The organism is Proteiniphilum saccharofermentans, assembly GCF_900095135.1.
In the GTDB taxonomy this organism is placed as follows: Bacteria; Bacteroidota; Bacteroidia; order Bacteroidales; family Dysgonomonadaceae; genus Proteiniphilum; species Proteiniphilum saccharofermentans.
The window spans coordinates 3229515-3248493 of the sequence record NZ_LT605205.1; the positions used below are offsets into that span (position 1 = coordinate 3229515).

Sequence of the window (18979 nt, forward strand, 5' to 3'; positions counted from 1 at the left end):
TTGACAATTAAGAGGGAAGGCTCGTTCCCTCTTAATTGCCTCTCTTATTATTTATATACATTTTGAATAATGTTGTTGGTATCAATATGAAAATGGGAATACTGTCCCATCCACAATAAAATTATCACAGAGAACCGGCATGAGTAAAGTACGCTTTCAACAATGGAGTTGTTTTCTGCTATTCTTCGGGATGATTTTTCTTGCTTCCTGCGGTAGTAAGGAAGAACCTCCTGTTTCCGGCACGTTTCAGTTAGCAGAAATTGAGATCAACGGAGTGGTCAATGCCGCCTCTTATGCGGAGGTCGATCCCAACCTGCATGTCACGCTTACTTTCTCCGACAACGTAGACCCAAATACATTGCAGAACAATATCACATTGCAGCCCACAACAGCCGGGCAGGCTGTAGCGCTGACTTACCACACCGAGGGGAATACCGTCGCTATCCAGTCAACCACCCCGTTGAACCAGTTCACCGCTTACCGGCTGACAATCAATACTGGATTGAAATCAGTATCAGGTAATCCTATCTCAACAGGAAAAATATATACGATCACCACCGGGATCGATCCGGTGGATAAATTCCCCCGCATCTCCGATGAAGAGTTACTTACATTAGTCCAGAAACAAACTTTCAACTATTTCTGGGATTTTGGACATCCTGTAAGCGGAATGGCCCGTGAGCGAACCACATCGGGCAACACGGTGACCACCGGCGGTACGGGTTTTGGCGTGATGGCAATGATCGTAGCAGTAGAGAGAGGGTTCATCACCAAGGAGGAAGCGCTTAACCGCATACAAACCATTGTCACTTTCCTGGAAACCCGGACAACCCGCTATCACGGAGCCTTCGCCCATTGGATTCATGGAGAAACCGGGGAAACCCTTCCATTCAGTACTTATGACAACGGAGCCGACTTAGTGGAGACATCCCTGCTGTTCCAGGGGTTGCTCACTGCAAGGCAATATTTCAACAGCGATGCCGCCGGAGAAATAAAACTGCGGGAAGACATTACCCGGTTATGGGAAGAAATTGACTGGACATGGTTCCAAAAAGAGGATGAAAAAGTACTCTACTGGCATTGGAGTCCTCAACATGAATGGCACCAAAACCTGAAGATTCAGGGATGGAACGAAAGCCTGATCACTTACCTGCTGGCGGCAGCATCTCCTACCTACCCTATTTCCAAAGAAGTATATGACGAGGGATGGGCACGGAACGGCGGGATGAGAAACGGCGCTTCGTACCATGGCATCACTTTGCCTTTAGGGCCCAACTACGGCGGACCGATGTTCTTTGCTCATTATTCGTTCCTCGGGTTGAATCCCAACGGATTGAAGGATCAATATGCCGATTATATGGAACAGAACAGGAATCATGCGATGATCAATTACAGTTATTGTGTGGAAAATCCGCAAGGATACAGTGGTTACAGCGAACATTGCTGGGGTCTGACCGCCAGCGACGGGAATCAGGGATACAGCGCCCATTCTCCGACCAACGACAGGGGTGTTATTGCCCCGACAGCGGCATTGGCGTCCATGCCTTACATGCCGGAAGAATCTATGAGGGCACTGCACTTTTTTTATTATAAACTGGGAGACAAACTCTGGGCAGAACATGGATTTGTGGATGCGTTCAACCTTTCAGAGAACTGGTTTGATAACCAACACATCGCTATTGACCAGGGTCCTATCATCATTATGATCGAAAATTACCGTACCGGCCTGCCCTGGAACCTGTTCATGGGCATTCCCGAAATACAGGCAGGTTTAACGAAATTAGGATTCCAACAAAGAAAAAATTAAAACAATCATAGAAAGATGAATAATCGCATACTCTTATCAATCATCGCACTGGCTATCAGTGGTATTTTTCTCATAGCGTGCAACAATAGCAGTAAAAAAGAGCCGGCTACAACCGGGGAAGAAAGCCGTCCCGCCTCTTTCGCATCGGACGACGAATTACTCGACTTTATTCAAAAAAAACATTTCAATTATATGTGGGAAGGAGCTGAACCCATATCGGGACTGGCACCGGAACGTATTCACATGGATGGGATTTATCCTCAGGATGATGCAGATGTGATTACTACAGGGGGTAGCGGGTTCGGTATTGCCGGTCTGCTCGTCGGTATCGAACGTGGCTTTATTACCCGTGAAGAGGGTGTTGAGCGGTTACATAAGATAGCCGACTACCTGGCTGCTGCAGATCGCTTTCACGGAGTATGGTCTCACTGGCTGCACGGCCCCACAGGAAAAGTAAAACCGTTCGGGAAGAAAGATAACGGCGGCGATTTGGTAGAAAGCGCTTTTCTTATGCAAGGCTTGCTCTGCGTAAGGGAATATTTTAAGGCCGGAAACGAGAGCGAAAAACAACTGGCGGGAAAGATTGATACTCTCTGGCGGGAAATGGACTGGACATGGTACCTGAACGGACAGGATGTACTTTATTGGCACTGGAGCCCGGAATACGGCTGGGAGATGAACTTCCCGCTGGAAGGCTACAACGAATGCCTTATCACTTATATTCTGGCAGCATCCTCTCCTACCCACTCTATCCCGGCTTCGGCTTACCATAATGGATGGGCCCGTGGCGGAGACATCAAAAGCGAAGCCGTGGCTTATGGCCATCCTTTAGTATTGAAGCATAACGGAGCGGAAGCATACGGGGGGCCTCTGTTTTGGTCGCACTATTCCCATATCGGGCTCAGTCCGAAAGGATTGAAAGACCAATATGCCGATTACTGGCAACTTAATAGGAATCATGCGCTTATAAACTACGAATACTGCGTGGAGAACCCCAAAGGGTTTGAAGGATATGGCGATAATTGTTGGGGACTGACAGCCAGCTATTCAGTGAACGGATATTCGGCCCATATGCCGGTGAAGAATGACTTAGGCGTAATTACGCCTACTGCATCATTATCCAGCTTCCCTTACACGCCCGAACAATCGATGAAGGCATTGAAGCACTTCTATTTCGACCTGGGCGATAAGATATGGGGAAAGTATGGGTTTTACGATGCGTTCAGTATACAGGACAACTGGTATCCGCAACGATACCTGGCTATCGACCAACTCACTATTACGCCAATGATCGAAAACTACCGTACCGGATTGCTCTGGAACCTGTTCATGGGGGCACCTGAGATCCAGGAAGGATTGAAGAAACTGGGATTCACGTATGAAAATTAAAAATTAAAAGTGAATAGTGAAAAACTAAAAATGAATTTTCTTAGGAACGAGGGCAGCAGCAAACTTGTTTGCATTATACCGAGAGACGACAGACAATCTACGGAGTGAAGATTCCAGATTCAATGATTCAAAATTTCAGAACCATAACAAATTGGCAATTAGCAATTTGTCATTGGTAATTTATAATGATAATCAATAGAAACAATGAAAAAATACATTATTTCAACAGTATACATACTAACGGTGATCCTGCTTGCTGCTTGCGGATCACCTTCATCCGGCACTTCGGGAAACGGCAAGTGGCAAAGTTTTAGTGGCGACAAGCGGATTGAGCAGCGGGTGGATTCAGTACTGAAACTGATGACACTCGAAGAAAAGATCGGACAGATGACGCAGTTTTCCGCCAACTGGTCGATCACCGGCCCGGTGATGTCCGATGACTTCCAGCCTTATCTGGAAAAAGGATTGATAGGCAGCATCTTCAATGCGACCTCCGTAGAAGGGATCCGTCGGATGCAGCAAATCGCCGTGGAAGAAACCAGGCTGGGTATCCCGATCCTCTTCGGACAGGATGTGATCCACGGCTATAAAACCATCTTTCCTATTCCACTGGCTGAAGCCTGCTCATGGGATTTGGAGATGATGCAACGGACAGCTGAGATCGCAGCTATTGAAGCGGCATCCGACGGGATCAACTGGACCTTCGCACCTATGGTCGACATTGGCCGGGATGCCCGCTGGGGCCGTGTAATGGAAGGTGCAGGAGAAGATCCTTACCTGGGCAGCAAGGTGGCAGAAGCCAGGGTGGTCGGTTTCCAGGGAGGAAGAGACGTCAACTCCCTGCGTGAACTCACTACGCTCCTTGCCACAGGCAAACATCTGGCGGCTTATGGTGCCGCCGAGTCGGGCAGGGATTATAACACAGCCGAACTGTCGGAACATACCCTCCGGAATGTATATCTGCCGCCCTACCAGGCAGCACACGAAGCAGGCGTGGGTACTTTCATGGCCTCTTTTAACGAGATCAACGGCGTACCAGCCACTGCAGACCGGTGGCTGATGACCGAAGTGCTGCGCAACGAATGGGGATTTAAAGGTTTTGTGGTCAGTGATTATACCGGTGTGAACGAACTGGTGCCCCACGGTGTGGCAAAAGATGAAAAACATGCCGCAGAACTGGCGGTAAACGCAGGGATCGATATGGACATGACCGGTGCAACCTTTATTAAACATCTGACAGAATCCGTCGAGGAAGGAAAAGTATCTGAAAAAAGTATCGATACCGCCGTACGCCGCATCCTCGAAATGAAGTTCCTGCTGGGTCTCTTCGACGATCCCTATCGTTACCTCGACGAAGAGAGAGCAAAGCAAAACACGATGACGCCCGAATTCATGGAGACCGCACGCAAAGCCGTCGCATCATCGGTGGTACTGCTGAAGAACGACAATCAGGTTCTTCCCGTCACCAAAGAGAGCAGGAAAACAGTCGCCTTAATCGGTCCGCTGATGAACGATTCCATCAATCTCAACGGTGAATGGGCCGGATTGGGCGACCGAAATAAGAGCGTGCCCATATTGAAAGGACTCACTGAGAAATATGAAGGCTCTACGGTAAAACTTATCTATGCAGAAGGAGCCTCTATCACTGAAACTACTCCGGCAAAAATAGCCGAAGCGGTAGCGGCCGCACGACGTGCCGATATCGTAATCGCTGCTATGGGAGAAGATTTCAACTGGTCGGGTGAAGCAGCCGTAAGAACCGACATACGCCTGCCCGAACCGCAACGCGAACTGCTAAAGGCATTGAAAGAAACCGGGAAACTGGTGGTGCTGGTCACCCTGAGCGGACGTCCGCTCGATCTTTCATGGGAAGATGAAACAATGGACGCTATCCTGCAAGCCTGGTTTCCCGGCACTCAAGGAGGACACGGTATAGCCGATGTGATCGCGGGCGATTACAACCCGTCGGGACGATTAGTGATGTCATTCCCCCGGAACATAGGCCAGATCCCTATTTATTACAACCAGAAGAATACCGGCCGGCCGGTGGATCTGAATGATGAGTCGGTAGACTATAAATCCAACTACCTCGACACCTCCATCACGCCTCTTTATCCTTTTGGATACGGATTGAGCTATACTACGTTTGAGATCAGTAATGCACAGATCGATAAAAAGACACTGAAAACAGAAGACGACAAGATCACAGTGACAGCTAATGTAAGGAATGCAGGGGAAGTCGATGGTGAGATCGTGGTACAACTGTATACCCGCCAGCTTGTAGCCAGTGTAACCCGCCCGGTGAAAGAATTAAAAGGATTTCAAAAGGTCGCATTACAAGCAGGTAAGTCTAAACAGGTAACGTTCGAACTGGCTTCCGAGGATCTGGCTTTTTACGGTATCGATATGCAGAAAAAGACAGAGCCTGGCAATATGAAACTCTGGGTAGCACAACATGCTGCCGATAATTCCAACGAGATTGATTTCTGGATTAAATAAAAATGAATAAAATCATCACCATCGGGGCGTTTGCTTTATCGGCGTTACCGGCTATTGCCCAACAACCGGACAAACGCCCCAATATCATTTTTATCATGAGCGACGATCACGCCACACAGGCGATCAGCGCTTATGGGCATCCTGTCTCAAAACTGGCTCCTACACCAAACATCGACCGGATAGCCGACAACGGGGCGCAGTTCCTGAACAACTATTGCGCCAACTCCATCTCGGGACCGAGCCGGGCCAGTATCCTGACCGGCAAGCACAGTCATAAAAACGGCTTCCTGGCTAATTGGAATAAAGAATTCGACGGGACACAACAGACACTTCCAAAAATTCTTCAGGAGAACGGGTACCAAACCGCATTGATCGGTAAGTGGCACCTGATCTCTAAACCCACCGGTTTCGACCACTGGATGATACTGAAAGACCAGGGAGATTATAACAATCCTGATTTTATCACGGAGAATGATACGGTGCAGTACTTCGGTTATGTCACTGACCTGATCACCACCTTCACCAAGCAATGGCTGCAGACAAGGGACGACACGCAGCCTTTCTTCCTGATGATGCAGCACAAAGCCCCACATCGTAACTGGGTTCCGGCGGAACGACACTACAACCTGTATGAAGAAACGGTATTTCCCGTGCCGGAGAACTATTTCGATGATTACGAAGGCAGGTATGCCGCAAAACATCAGGAGATGAATATCTACCGCGATATGTACGAAGGGCATGACCTGAAAATGGTGACAGGTATCAATAGTGACAGTCTGCTCTATGACCCCTGGCCGCATGCTTTTATCGAAACCCTGACACCGGACGAGCGACAACGTTTCTTTGATGCATACCGGGAACGGAACAACGACTTTTATACTACCCCACGGAATGAGAAGGAAATCGCCGAATGGAAATACCAACGCTATATGCAGGATTACCTGGCTACTATCAGGGCAGTAGACGAAAGCGTGGGGCAGATCCTCGATTACCTCGAACAAACCGGACTGGACAAAAATACCCTCGTGATCTATACTACCGACCAGGGGTTTTATCTGGGTGAACATGGCTGGTTCGATAAACGTTTCATGTATGAAGAGTCTTTCCAAATGCCTCTTCTCATGCAGTATAAAGGACATATACCCCCTGGCACAAAGATAGAGGGATTTACACAGAATATAGACTTTGCCCCTACTTTCCTGGATTTTTGCGGGATCGAAGTACCGGCAGATATGCAGGGCAGGTCATTCAAAGAGTTGATGGAAACAGGTACGACTCCGGACGACTGGCGCCGGTCGCTTTATTACCACTATTATGAATTTCCCGGCTTCCACAGTGTGCGGGCCCATTACGGAGTGAAAACCGACCGGTATAAACTCATTCATTTCTATAAAGAAGGGATATGGGAACTTTTCGATCTGGAGGCAGATCCGATGGAAATGCAGAATATCTACGGGAAAGAAGGTACCGGGGAAATTACAGGTAAATTGAAGCAGGAAATACTGCGGCTACAGGCCCTTTATGAAGTTCCGGAAGAACATCGGTAATTGACAGTGGACAATTGACAGTTGACAGTTGGTAATTAGTAATTAGTAATTAGTAATTGGTAATTGGTAATTAACATAATATTATGTACAACAAAAAAATCTCCGTCGTAATCGCAGGTATCGTGTGTATGATTTCTTTCAGTACCATCGCACAGAATACAAGGATGCGCACCTATTGTAATCCGGTTAATATAGATTACACCTATATGATCTACAATTCCGACAAGGATATCTCCTATCGCTCGGGGGCCGATCCGGCAGTGGTGGAATTCAGGGGAGAGTACTATATGTTCGTCACCCGTTCCATGGGTTACTGGCACTCTACCGACCTGCAAAGCTGGAATTTCATCGAGCCTGAGAAATGGTATCCTCAGGGAAGCAACGCACCCGCCGCCCACAATTATAAAGATTCGGTCTTGTACGTGATGGGAGACCCTTCCGGAGCAATGAGCGTGCTGTATACCGATAATCCGAAGCGAGGAGACTGGAAAGCCGTTCCGGCCATCCTGCATAATCTTCAGGACCCGGCACTTTTTATAGATGACGACGGCTCAGCCTTTGTTTATTGGGGATCGTCCAACCTTCACCCTATCCGCGGACAGAGATTGAACAAGGATCACCGCTTTATCCGTTATGGAGAAGTAGACTCCCTTTTCAATAAGGATATGGACAAACATGGATGGGAAAGATTTGGCGAGAACAACAGCGACACCATTCCGGGGTATATTGAAGGACCCTGGATGACAAAGCACAATAACAAATATTATCTGCAATACGGAGCCCCGGGAACCGAATTCAATGTGTATGCCGATGGCGTATATATCGGCAACCATCCGCTGGGGCCTTTTGAATATGCTCCCAACAATCCGGTTAGTTTTAAACCGGGAGGATTTATGAATGGAGCGGGACATGGAAGTACCGTAAAAGGTCCGCAAGACCTTTACTGGCACTTTGCCTCGATGGCGCTCTCCTACAATGTCAACTGGGAACGGCGGCTTTGCATGTTCCCGCTCCATTTTGATAATGACGGACTGATGTGGAGCGATACCTATTTCGGCGACTATCCGCGTTATGCCCCGTCCGAACCCGGGAAAGCGGGAGAATTTACCGGCTGGATGCTGTTATCCTATAAAAAACCGGTCACGGTTTCTTCCTCCGTAGGAGATCATACCGCCGAAAAATTGACTGACGAACAAGTAAAAACCTATTGGCTTGCCGGGGACAACGGTGACAGCCAGTGGGCTACCATAGACCTGCAAAAAGCGGGTATGGTGCATGCCGTGCAGATCAACTACTTCGATCACGAATCCGACATGTACGGAAGAATCCCCGGATTAAGGCACAGGTATGTGGTGGAGGGTTCATTGGATGGCCAGGATTGGAGAGTATTGATAGATAAAAGTAACAGTTTCAGGGACAACCCCAACGACTACGTAGAATTGCCGGAAGCGGAAAGGATCCGCTACCTGCGGTACAGGAACATCGAAGTACCCACTCCTCACCTGGCTATCTCCGATATCCGCGTATTCGGGATTGGTGAGGGGAAGAAACCTGGTCCTGTCACAGGATTCCATGTACAAAGAGAGGACGACCGCCGCGACGCAATGATAACCTGGAATGCACAAAAAGATGTGCAGGGCTACAATGTCCGTTGGGGGATCGCTCCGGATAAGCTGTATAGCTCCTGGCTCATTTATGACGACAATCAGTTACTGTTAAAGGCATTGACCACCGATCAGGAATATTATTTCACCATTGAAGCGTTCAATGAGAACGGTATCTCGACTCCTTTAAAGCCAATCCACGTAAAATAAAATAACCGGAAACGATTAAACAATGGTTATCAATTCAATAATGTGTAACGATCAATCAGGCGTATAATACAACGGCGCTTCGGGTCCCAATGGAATTCCGAAGAGTATCCACACGATCATCATCAGCGTCCAGACAATAAAGAATGCAATGGAATAAGGCATCATCGAAGCCATAAGGGTTCCCACACCCGCTTTTGGATCATATTTCTGATAGTAGACAATGATCAGGGCGAAGAAACTCATCATGGGAGAGATAATGTTTGTCACACTGTCACCGATACGGTATACGGCCTGCGACAATTCGGGTGAATAACCCAGCAACATGAAAATAGGAATGAATACCGGCCCCATGATCGCCCATTTTGCCGAGGCGCTCCCCATAAACATATTGATAAAACCGGAGAAAAGGATAAACAGGATCACTAACGGTATCAATCCTATATTTATACTTTGCAGCCATGAGGCACCGTTCACGGCAAGCAACAATCCGAGGTTACTCCACCGGAACCAGGCTACAAACTGGGCTGCGAAAAACACCAGTACCAGGAAAGAGGTTAATCCCTTGAAACTGCTGTTCATCCCCGTAATCACATCCCCATGCTTCTTGAAAGTCCCCACCGTATATCCATAGACGATCCCGCACGTTCCCGCCACTAAGAATAATACAGCAATAAACCCTCTTAGCAGGGGCGTATGAAGAATAGTATTATCGTCACCACGGAAAAAACCGTTATCCGGGATCAACCCTATCAGGAAAATCGCACTCCATACGAGAAATACAACCAATGCACGGATCAATCCTTTCTTCTCGGCAGGGGCTAACTGCCCGACCTCTTCACGCGGCACATCGCCTTTATAAGTCCCTAAGCGCGGTTCAATCCATGCTCTTGACACCCATGTAGCCGTAACGGTGATCACGATGGTGGAAACCGCCATAAAATAGTAATTGGCTGTGGGCATCACATAATAATCGGGGTCGATAATATGTGCCGCCTCCGTTGAAAGCCCGGCCAGCAACGGATCGATGGTACCGATAAAGATATTGGCGCTGAAACCGCCGCTCACACCGGCAAAAGCGGCCGAGATACCGGCAATAGGATGCCTGCCCAATGCGTGAAAAATTACCCCTCCCAACGGAATAATCAGCAGATAACCGATATCGGATGCCACATTGGAAAGGATAGCGGTGAATACGACCATAAATGTGATCATTTTAGGAGGCGCTTTTATCAACAGGGCGTTGATCGCGGCTTTTATCAGTCCGCTGCTCTCGGCAATCCCGATCCCCAGCATCGCCACCATCACGATCCCCAACGGTGCAAAGCCGGTATAACTATCCACCATTTCAAGCAGGATACGGTGAATACCATCACGGGAGAGTAGGTTCACTATTTCCACCTGTTCTCCTGTAGCAGGATGAATACCATGCCAGTGGAAATAACTGCCAATTGCTGACAAAACTAATGTGATCACACCAAATATACCGAAAAGGGCGGCGGGATGGGGCAAAGCATTCCCTGCCTTTTCGACAAAAGCAAAAAATCGGCCACCTGCATTGCGGGAAGGTCTAAGTTGCATATTATAATCAGGTTATTTAACAAATCCGCAGAGTCTCCGGTAGGACCGGAGCGGATTGTTTTCAGCACTTTTTACATTTCTATGAGGCAAAGATAATTAAAAAAGTGGAATTTCAAAATTGAAATCTACACATATCTACCCCCGAAAGAAGTTCACACCGAGGTGAATGGGTGGATGGGTATAAATTCCACTACCGCGAAAATAACGACGGCGATAAAACAAATAATTATAATCGTATGAAATTTTATAACCGAGAGCTGGAACTGGAACTATCGAAACAACTTGTCTTACGTTGGACGATATGTAATCATTTTTTCCTAAAATCTCTCGGTTTAGCATCCTTATCAGAAAATTTTTTACCGGAGAACGGCTTATCGGATTTAAAAGATTTAGCTCCTGGTTTGTCAGAGCGACCCCCTCGTCCCTCTTCGCGAGAGAAACGTTCCCGGGATTTAAAGGGTTTGTCTCCCGGATCGCCGGAACGGACTTCACGCCGGCCCTCTCCACGAGGTGCGGAACGCTCGCGTGACTTAAAAGGTGTATCCGATCTGAATGGTTTGTCAGGATTGGAGGACGACCTGCGTGGTTTAAATGGTCTATCGGATTTGAAAGGCTTGTCCCGGTTACGATCATCATCACTTCTTTTAGGGCGGTATTCATCCCGTGATTTCTCTTCTCCGGTCTCATTAGCACGTTGGGATCGACGATAACCCTCTCTGGAATTCCTTTCAGAGTGCGCATCATAGCCGTCCGAGCGGCCCCTGCTGCGGGGTGCTCCCTTTACCGGGCGATCATCACGCTTGCCGGAAAAGATCTCGTACTCGCGCATCTCGCATTCCAGCGCACCGTTATAAAGGAAGTAGCGTGTGGAATGCTTGAGACCGATCGCATCGAATGATTCTTTCCTATAACTTAACACATAAGCCCGGTATCCCGGAAAGACATGCTTTAACCGCTCGCCGATCATCGAATAGAGTTCGTCCAGATCCTCTACCTTAAGACGTTCCCCGTAAGGAGGATTGGTCATCAGAATACCTTCGGGTGCAGGCGCTTCAGCGAATTGCCGGAACGGTTTTACTTCCAGATCAATATATTTTTTCAGCCCCGCATTCTTTACATTCTTCTCAGCAATAGCAATGGCTTTGGGAGAAATATCGAACCCCATAATCCGGTGATTGAATTCCCGTGCCCCCGAATCATCATTATAGATAGTGCTGAAAAGTTCACTGTCGAAATCTTTCCATTTTTCGAAAGCGAAATGGGGCCGGTGAATACCAGGAGGGATACCCAGCGCAATCATGGCAGCTTCGATCAGCAACGTTCCGGAACCACACATGGGATCGATAAAGTCACACTCCCCTCTCCAGCCCGATTTCAGGATCATGCCGGCCGCCAGTACCTCGTTCAGCGGAGCGTCTCCCTGTGCTACCCGGTAACCCCGCTTATGGAGCGACTCCCCCGAACTATCAAGCGAGAGGGTACATTTGTTATGTGCCACATGGATATGCAACACGATATCGGGATTAGACACGCTTACCGAAGGACGTTTTTCATACTTCTCATTGAACCAGTCGGCAATAGCATCCTTTACCCTGTATGCCACAAATTTGGAATGAGTGAAAATATGTGAGAAGACTACGGCATCGATGGAGAACGTAGTATCCAACGAGAGGTAATCATCCCAGTTGAATTGTTTCACCGCTTCATATACCTCATCGGCACTCTCCGCTTTAAAGGTATAAAAAGGTTTCAGAATCCGCAGCGCCGTACGGCAATGCACATTCACCTTATACATCAGCGCCTTGTCGCCCGTGAACGACACCATCCGGGTACCCAACTCCACATTGTCCGCACCCAGTGCGATCAGCTCTTCCGCCAGCACATCTTCCAACTCCGCCAGTGTTTTGGCGATCATCGGAAAATGTTCATTATGACCGGCCGTATCTTCACTGTGAGAAAGCTCCGACCGGGTAGCTTTCGGTTCATTCACTTTACGAAAGCCTTCGTTTTCAATCATCCGTTCTCTTTTTAATATGGGTACAAAGATAACATCCGTAAAACGATTTTACCTCATCACCGTTGAATAAAATCGATATTTATTGATAGGAAGGAATATATATGATTTCCGGACAGGATGGACGATGGGGGTTGAATATCCCTAAATAATGGGATTTTTTCTACTTCAAAATCATATGTTTTTGGGATTGTCTCCTTTTATCTTTTCCTATTCCTTTGTAGATTGAAGGAGGGAGCAAGGTCATTTATTACCGGTATACTCCCCGTAATGTATACAAATTTTAAAAGTCATACGCATATGGATACACAATCATTAATCGCTATAAAGACGTTATTTTTCTTTCTCGGTTTTCTCTTTATTGTTAATTTAAGTGTTTTTGCACAACAAAACAGCACTTTTAAAGGCAAAGTTTATGATAATAACAACCGGATATTGGTTGGCGCTACTGTTTTTATCGAGCAGTTAGGCATAGGTGATGATACCGACTGGGACGGGAACTTCGAAATAGACCGTGTACCTGCCGGACAATATAAAGTGGTGGTGAGTTATGTGGGATTCGAGTCGATTGAACGGGAAATAGAATTTCAGGAAGGAATGACGAAAGAGATCAATTTCCGGTTACAGCCCGATAGAAATATATTATCGGAAATAGAAGTATTCGGGGCACGTCGCGAAAGACCTGAAAAAATGGATGCGCTTACCCGTATCCCGCTTCGGCTGGATGAACAGGTACAAAGTATTTCGGTAATCTCCCACAAAATGATTGCCGAACAAGGTGCACTCACATTGAACGATGCGGTACGCAATGCGCCCGGCCTGACAACATTCGCCACTTACGGAAATACATCCGAAAGTCTGACATCAAGAGGTTACCGTGGTATTCCGGTGGTAAAGAACGGCGTAAGAATTCACTCCGATTTCAGGGGACAAGGCTTTCTAACCGACTGGAAATGGATTACCTGCACGATTCCCGTACTCCCGACCAGGGAACTGTGAACCTGAGCGCCGACAGCGTGAATAATATTTACGAAATGCCTCATGACAAATTCCTCGGGTTTTCTACCGATCGCCAGATAAGCAATGCCTTATCGTATATGGCGCATGTCACCCGTGATCTCGGAGACGGATACAGCGTAAGAGTGGCTTATGCCGGATCCGATCTGGATATAAAATCCGTCAGGGCACATGTATCCCAATTGGGAAATGCAACTTCCACCGGAAATTATAATTTGCGTTCAAGAAGGTATAGCGGCAGCCAGAGAAACGATAAAAACGGGGTTCTTCAGATTGATTTTATGGGAAAAGATATTCAGACGGGTTCGATCAAACATACCTTCAATGTCGGATTTGATTATCGATGGTTTAATGCGAAAACCATTGGTACTAATTCCATGCTAGTGGATACTATTGATGTGCTGGCCGGGATCCCTAACACAGCTCCTTCGGTGACATTAACCGACGGGACACCGACTACGACACGGGAATATGCTTACGGATTACTATTCCAGGAAGTAATTACGTTCAACCAATATCTGAAAGCTTCGCTCGGATTGCGTTACAGCCAGGTAAGCGGGATCAGCGACAATACCATTTCCTCAACCGGCGGAGACGTATGGGACCCGCTTTTCGGCGTGATCATCACACCGTTTAAAGACTTTAATATTTTCGCGTCTTATACGACGACCACTTCTTTGCGGGGAGCAGCGAATCTACTGCTGGAGGATAGACAAACACCGGTAGGTCCTGCACGTGAAAAGCAGTTCGAAGCCGGTTTTAAAAGCGAATGGTTCGGTAATAGGCTACGTTTCAATGCAACCTGGTTCCTGATCCGTAACAACAATCTTACATACGAGGCATTAGACGAAAGCGGTAACGGAACCGGGTATTATATCAAAGCCGGCAACCTTACAAGAGAGGGCATTGAATTGGACTTAACCGGGAGGTTACTTGAAAATATGGACGTTGTGTTCGGATACTCATATCTGGATGCTGCTTATCGTGATAGTCCCTATTACCACGAAGGTTCTTCGCCAATGAATGCAACCAGGCATACCGCTAATGGTTGGCTGAACTATTCGATCCTCTCGGGAGGCTTACGGAACCTGTCATTCGGGGTAGGTGTATATTATGTGGGTGAGCGTCCGCTCGCGGAATATACCTATACAGTCGTACCCGGACATGACGTACAGCCCAATACCCCTCCGTTTATGGCCGATCCTTATACTACTGTCAATGCTCATGTAAGTTACCGGTATAAAAACTATCACATAAGAGCATTCTTTAACAATATCTTCGACTCGACCGGTTATACGGCATATTATCGTGGTGGTTATTTGAATCCGACAGATCCGAGAAACTTTGCCGTCGCGTTAAATTATATATTTTAGCTTCTTCCTCTATACCTTTCGAAGTAACACCAACAAAAGTTCTCTCTTCTTTTGGAAGAGAGAAATTTTTCGTTGTAACCAGATGGATATCTGCATGACAAGACACTTTTCCTTACCCAAAACAATATTGATATTCACCTTTGTTCTATAATTTCACCTTGGTCTTTGCCGGCTTACTTTCATTATGAAAAGCATCCAATGCGGTTACTACATAAGTGTAGCGGCTTTCACCACCCTCATAAGGCAATACGAAGAAATTGTCAGGCGTGATTTTTACAATATTCTCTGCCCGGTTGATATCCACTTTTTCTCCCCGACGGAAGCGATAAACAACAAACCGTTGTGCCGATTCAGGGTTCGACAGCTCCTTTTTATATTCCCATGTGAGAAAATGCATATCTTCGGTATACACATCCGTCAGTTTCTTCACGGCTGCGGGACGTCCCTTGTACAAATGTGTATAAGCCGGAATCAATGTCCTGGAACGATGAAGATCGGTTCTCATCGCATCAGCCACTCCTGCAAAATTGTCAAGTATCTGGTATCCGTACCAGTAACAATTACCATGGACAAAAGACATTTCGCGTGACTGGCGGATCTTTACGTTCAGCTCGTTCTTATCAATGCTTCGTTTCAGGTCTTGCCCGATATAAAGGTGCTGTTCAAAATTATTGGCATTCCACCAATGCAGCAAGGTGGTATAATCGGCAGCGCTATGACCGATCTCCCAGTAGAGCTGAGGCAGGTTATAATCGATCCATCCTTTTTCCACCCACAGTTTGATGTCGGCATACAGGTCATCATAATTCTGCAAACCGTTGGTATCGCTCCCGTTCGGATCACTCCTTTTGTTTCGGTAAATCCCGAAGGGGCTGATGCCGAAACGCACCCACGGTTTGGTGCCGGCAATGGTCAGTTTGATCTGCTGGATGAGCAGGTTCACGTTATTACGGCGCCAGTCGCCGCGCTGCGAGGGAGAGAACCCCTGCGAAGCGGCGTACATACTGAAACTGTTGTCGTCGGGAAAAGATGTGCCCGCTATGGGATAAGGATAAAAGTAGTCGTCCATATGGATGGCATCCACATCATAGCGTGTAACGATATCGCGCACCACTTCACATATAAATCCCCGGTTCTCAGGCAGTCCCGGATCAAAAAACAATTGGGTTCCGTACTGAACAAACCGTTCCGGATGCTTCCAATAGATATGGCCTTTTGCAAGGGTATTGTTAATATTGGTCTTTACCCGGTAGGGATTCAACCAAGCGTGAAGCTCCATTCCCCGTTTATGGCACTCTTCGATGATAAAAGCCAGGGGATCGAAGGCGGGATCGTCGGGTGCTTTCCCCTGCTCACCGGTCAGAAACCTGCTCCACGGCTCCAGTTCCGACCGGTAGAAAGCATCGGCTTCGGGACGGATCTGAAAAATCACCGCATTGACACCGGCTTCATCGAATTTCCGTACCATATCGGAAATATAATGCTTCATGGCTGCACTGTTCATTTGGCTGTAACGCGATTGACCCACAGTCTGTACCCATGCGCCGCGAAATTCACGTTTGGGAGCTGCGTCGGGAGTACGCGTCAGGGATTGCTTGGTAGTACCGCAAGCGGTGATCAGCACTACAATAAGCAAAAGAAAACTAAATCTAATAAAGTGAATCATCTTATTAATTACCAATTACTAATTTCCAATTTATTTTGAATTGCAAATCGACGGAGTCAAATCTGAAATCTTGAATCTTGAATTTTGAATCTGAAATCTGAAATCCTAAGGAATAAAAATATGGTCTTCCGTCTCCAGCAACTGATCCGCCAGGTGCTGTTTGGGATAGACTACAATACGGTTGTGATGCGGGAAGCGATTCTCCAACCGTGTAGGCAGACTCTCTAAAACCGGGATATGAGAAATATACCCTACATGGGCGGAAACCAGAATAATCAGATCATCTTTTTTGATCAGATCTCCACAGGACAACGGATTACTCCAATCCACAAACGGTTGAAAAATAAAGTTTCCCGATTTCTTCTGTCCGGAAATAATCTTCTGGGTTTCAGGGTGTCCCAGATGCAACACGGGGATCGACAACTCGGAGGATAGCTTCGACACCTTACTTACCCACAATCCGAAACCATCTTCTTTTTCAGCCAGTGGCGGCGAGACAACGACAATCCGTTTATTCAAAATAAGGTTTCGCTCCACATGGCAGACAAACAGGTTCTTATCCATATTCTTGATAATCAGGTCGACCTTCTCTCCCAGCAGTTTATCCCATAACCCGGCCTTGCCCGGCCATCCCAGGATAACAATGTCCGACATCGTCTCACGTGCCGTCCTCACAATACCATCCGCCGGATTGTGGTCGATAGTAGTGATAATATCTATGTTCACTTCTGCTGCTGTAGCTCTCGAGACAAATCCCTGTAACTGTTTCCTGAAGCTCACTATATTCTTTTCCGCCTCCTGGTTATTAGGCACTACCCCCAGGAGGGAGACGGGATTCACCGATTTTTTATCTTTCAGCAACAATGCCAGTTCCACATGCTGACCGATATTGGTAGGGTTAGCGATAGGTACCAGTATTTTCTCCTGGGCAAACACGCCCATGGAAGAGGGGATAAGGGGCTCATTCTCTTCACTGATCGCGATCTTTTTGGCCGCTCTTTGTGTGAAGACCGAGGCTACAATACAAGTGAGCAGGATCAGTATAATAGTACCGTTTAAAATATATTCATCCAGCAGATCCGCTCTGTAGCCCACAAGAATGATGGCCAGCGTAGCCGCCGCATGTGAACTGCTCAGTCCGAAAATAAGGTTTCTCTGGGTATTTGAGTAGCGGAATGTCTTCTGCGTCGCCCACGCCGCCAGCCATTTCCCTACGAGCGCCATCAGGGTGAGCGTTAACGCTACGATAAGGGTACGCGGTCCGTTCAGCACCACGGAGATATCGACCAGCATCCCGACCGAGATCAGGAAAATGGGGATAAATAGCGCATTCCCGAAGAACTCGATCCGGTTCATCAATGCCGAGGAATGAGGGATCAACCTGTTCAGCGCCAATCCCGCGGCAAATGCCCCGATAATGGGCTCAATTCCTCCCAGTTCCACCAGAAAACCGGCAGAAAATACCACGAAAAGTACAAAGATAAAGGTAGAATATTTCTCCGGTGTGGCTCTCTTAAAAAACCATTTGGCAATGCGAGGCACTATCAGGAAGATAATCAATGAGAAGAGCAGTAGCGAGAGCAGCAATTTTATGAGGAAACCGGCATCCAGTCCCCCGTTGCTGTTGGACAAAACCAACGCGAGAATAATCAGCACGGCCGTATCGGTAAGGATGGTACCTCCCACCGTAATCGCAACCGCCTGATTACGGGCAATTCCCATACGGCTCACAATGGGATAAGCCACCAGGGTATGGGTGGAAAACATGCTTGCTGTAAGAAAACTGGCATCCGCACTGTAACCGAGCAGGTAATGACAAACAGGATAACCGACAAGCAGCGGGATAACAAAAGTATAAAATCCAAAAGCGAGGCTTCTGTTCTTATGCAGTATAAACTCTCCCAAATCAAGTTCCAGCCCCACTATAAACATAATATACAACAGTCCTATGGTAGAGAACATCTCTACCCCGGCATGGGTATTGTTTATCCAGTTAAGCCCGTGCGGGCCGATAATCACACCTGCCACGATCAACCCGATGATGCTCGGCACATTGATCCGTTTCAGGAGGATAGGCGCCAGAAGCACAATCGACAGAAGCAGCGCGAATATCAATACCGGATTGGAAAACGGTAAAGTAAACTCATGTTGTAATTCTGACAGAAAAGCTTCCATAGAGTGATTCTTGAGAGTTTTGGGAAACAGATTCCGGAAGTGAGATTTCCATATTGATCGACAAAAATAATTATTTTCTTTGATTTATCGGGCGACTGGC

General features: G+C 47.3%; 11 protein-coding genes. 7 read left to right on the plus strand and 4 right to left on the minus strand.

Features of this window, described 5'->3' with window-relative positions; genetic code table 11:
- The first annotated feature begins 139 nt into the window (after window positions 1-139).
- The 5 genes from PSM36_RS12640 to PSM36_RS12660 all read left to right on the plus strand — a co-directional run bounded on the left by PSM36_RS12640 (window position 140) and on the right by PSM36_RS12660 (window position 9056).
- Window positions 140-1807, plus strand: a complete 1668-nt coding sequence (locus PSM36_RS12640) for a glucoamylase family protein (RefSeq protein WP_076931218.1) — start codon at window positions 140-142, stop codon at window positions 1805-1807.
- Window positions 1808-1822: 15 nt separating this feature from the next.
- Window positions 1823-3196, plus strand: coding sequence for a glucoamylase family protein (locus PSM36_RS12645; RefSeq protein ID WP_076931219.1), 1374 nt, complete (start codon window positions 1823-1825; stop codon window positions 3194-3196).
- Between the two features lie 204 nt (window positions 3197-3400).
- Complete coding sequence (locus PSM36_RS12650; protein WP_076931221.1) at window positions 3401-5695, plus strand: glycoside hydrolase family 3 N-terminal domain-containing protein; 2295 nt, start codon at window positions 3401-3403, stop codon at window positions 5693-5695.
- Window positions 5696-5697: 2 nt separating this feature from the next.
- Window positions 5698-7242: a sulfatase family protein gene (locus tag PSM36_RS12655; protein ID WP_076931223.1), complete on the plus strand. Its 1545-nt coding sequence runs from the start codon at window positions 5698-5700 to the stop codon at window positions 7240-7242.
- Between the two features lie 128 nt (window positions 7243-7370).
- The gene (locus tag PSM36_RS12660) at window positions 7371-9056 is read left to right on the plus strand and encodes a family 43 glycosylhydrolase (RefSeq protein ID WP_076931225.1); all 1686 of its coding nucleotides are present in this window, start codon (window positions 7371-7373) and stop codon (window positions 9054-9056) included.
- Window positions 9057-9107: 51 nt separating this feature from the next.
- Here the strand turns inward: PSM36_RS12660 and PSM36_RS12665 are convergent, their stop codons facing one another.
- Both PSM36_RS12665 and PSM36_RS12670 read right to left on the minus strand, forming a co-directional pair.
- On the minus strand, window positions 9108-10634 hold the full coding sequence (locus PSM36_RS12665; protein ID WP_076931227.1) for an AbgT family transporter: 1527 nt from the start codon (window positions 10632-10634) through the stop codon (window positions 9108-9110).
- 307 nt (window positions 10635-10941) lie between these two features.
- On the minus strand, window positions 10942-12549 hold the full coding sequence (locus PSM36_RS12670) for a THUMP domain-containing protein (RefSeq protein ID WP_076932247.1): 1608 nt from the start codon (window positions 12547-12549) through the stop codon (window positions 10942-10944).
- Between the two features lie 399 nt (window positions 12550-12948).
- On the opposite strand from PSM36_RS12670, the gene PSM36_RS17745 reads away from it, so the two are divergent.
- Together PSM36_RS17745 and PSM36_RS12675 are read left to right on the plus strand one after the other, a co-directional pair.
- Complete coding sequence (locus PSM36_RS17745; protein ID WP_232001443.1) at window positions 12949-13647, plus strand: carboxypeptidase-like regulatory domain-containing protein; 699 nt, start codon at window positions 12949-12951, stop codon at window positions 13645-13647.
- Window positions 13602-15038 (plus strand): TonB-dependent siderophore receptor, encoded by a 1437-nt coding sequence (locus PSM36_RS12675; protein WP_232001444.1) that lies wholly within the window; start codon window positions 13602-13604, stop codon window positions 15036-15038. The genes PSM36_RS17745 and PSM36_RS12675 overlap by 46 nt, the downstream gene beginning before the upstream one ends.
- Before the next feature lie 145 nt (window positions 15039-15183).
- Here PSM36_RS12675 and PSM36_RS12680 read toward each other — a convergent pair whose 3' ends face one another.
- Both PSM36_RS12680 and PSM36_RS12685 read right to left on the minus strand, forming a co-directional pair.
- Window positions 15184-16704 (minus strand): glycoside hydrolase family 10 protein, encoded by a 1521-nt coding sequence (locus PSM36_RS12680; protein ID WP_076931229.1) that lies wholly within the window; start codon window positions 16702-16704, stop codon window positions 15184-15186.
- Between the two features lie 105 nt (window positions 16705-16809).
- On the minus strand, window positions 16810-18879 hold the full coding sequence (locus PSM36_RS12685) for a cation:proton antiporter (RefSeq protein WP_076931231.1): 2070 nt from the start codon (window positions 18877-18879) through the stop codon (window positions 16810-16812).
- Window positions 18880-18979: the final 100 nt, after the last annotated feature.

What these genes read in the sequence shown, in the direction of transcription:
- PSM36_RS12650 (WP_076931221.1), top strand. Translation starts at nt 3,401, where the DNA reads ATGAAAAAATACATTATTTCAACAGTATACATACTAACGGTGATCCTG.
- PSM36_RS12640 (WP_076931218.1), top strand. Translation starts at nt 140, where the DNA reads ATGAGTAAAGTACGCTTTCAACAATGGAGTTGTTTTCTGCTATTCTTC.
- PSM36_RS12685 (WP_076931231.1), bottom strand. Translation starts at nt 18,879, where the DNA reads ATGGAAGCTTTTCTGTCAGAATTACAACATGAGTTTACTTTACCGTTT.
- PSM36_RS12670 (WP_076932247.1), bottom strand. Translation starts at nt 12,549, where the DNA reads ATGATCGCCAAAACACTGGCGGAGTTGGAAGATGTGCTGGCGGAAGAG.
- PSM36_RS12680 (WP_076931229.1), bottom strand. Translation starts at nt 16,704, where the DNA reads ATGATTCACTTTATTAGATTTAGTTTTCTTTTGCTTATTGTAGTGCTG.
- PSM36_RS12665 (WP_076931227.1), bottom strand. Translation starts at nt 10,634, where the DNA reads ATGCAACTTAGACCTTCCCGCAATGCAGGTGGCCGATTTTTTGCTTTT.
- PSM36_RS12675 (WP_232001444.1), top strand. Translation starts at nt 13,602, where the DNA reads ATGGATTACCTGCACGATTCCCGTACTCCCGACCAGGGAACTGTGAAC.
- PSM36_RS17745 (WP_232001443.1), top strand. Translation starts at nt 12,949, where the DNA reads ATGGATACACAATCATTAATCGCTATAAAGACGTTATTTTTCTTTCTC.
- PSM36_RS12655 (WP_076931223.1), top strand. Translation starts at nt 5,698, where the DNA reads ATGAATAAAATCATCACCATCGGGGCGTTTGCTTTATCGGCGTTACCG.
- PSM36_RS12660 (WP_076931225.1), top strand. Translation starts at nt 7,371, where the DNA reads ATGATTTCTTTCAGTACCATCGCACAGAATACAAGGATGCGCACCTAT.
- PSM36_RS12645 (WP_076931219.1), top strand. Translation starts at nt 1,823, where the DNA reads ATGAATAATCGCATACTCTTATCAATCATCGCACTGGCTATCAGTGGT.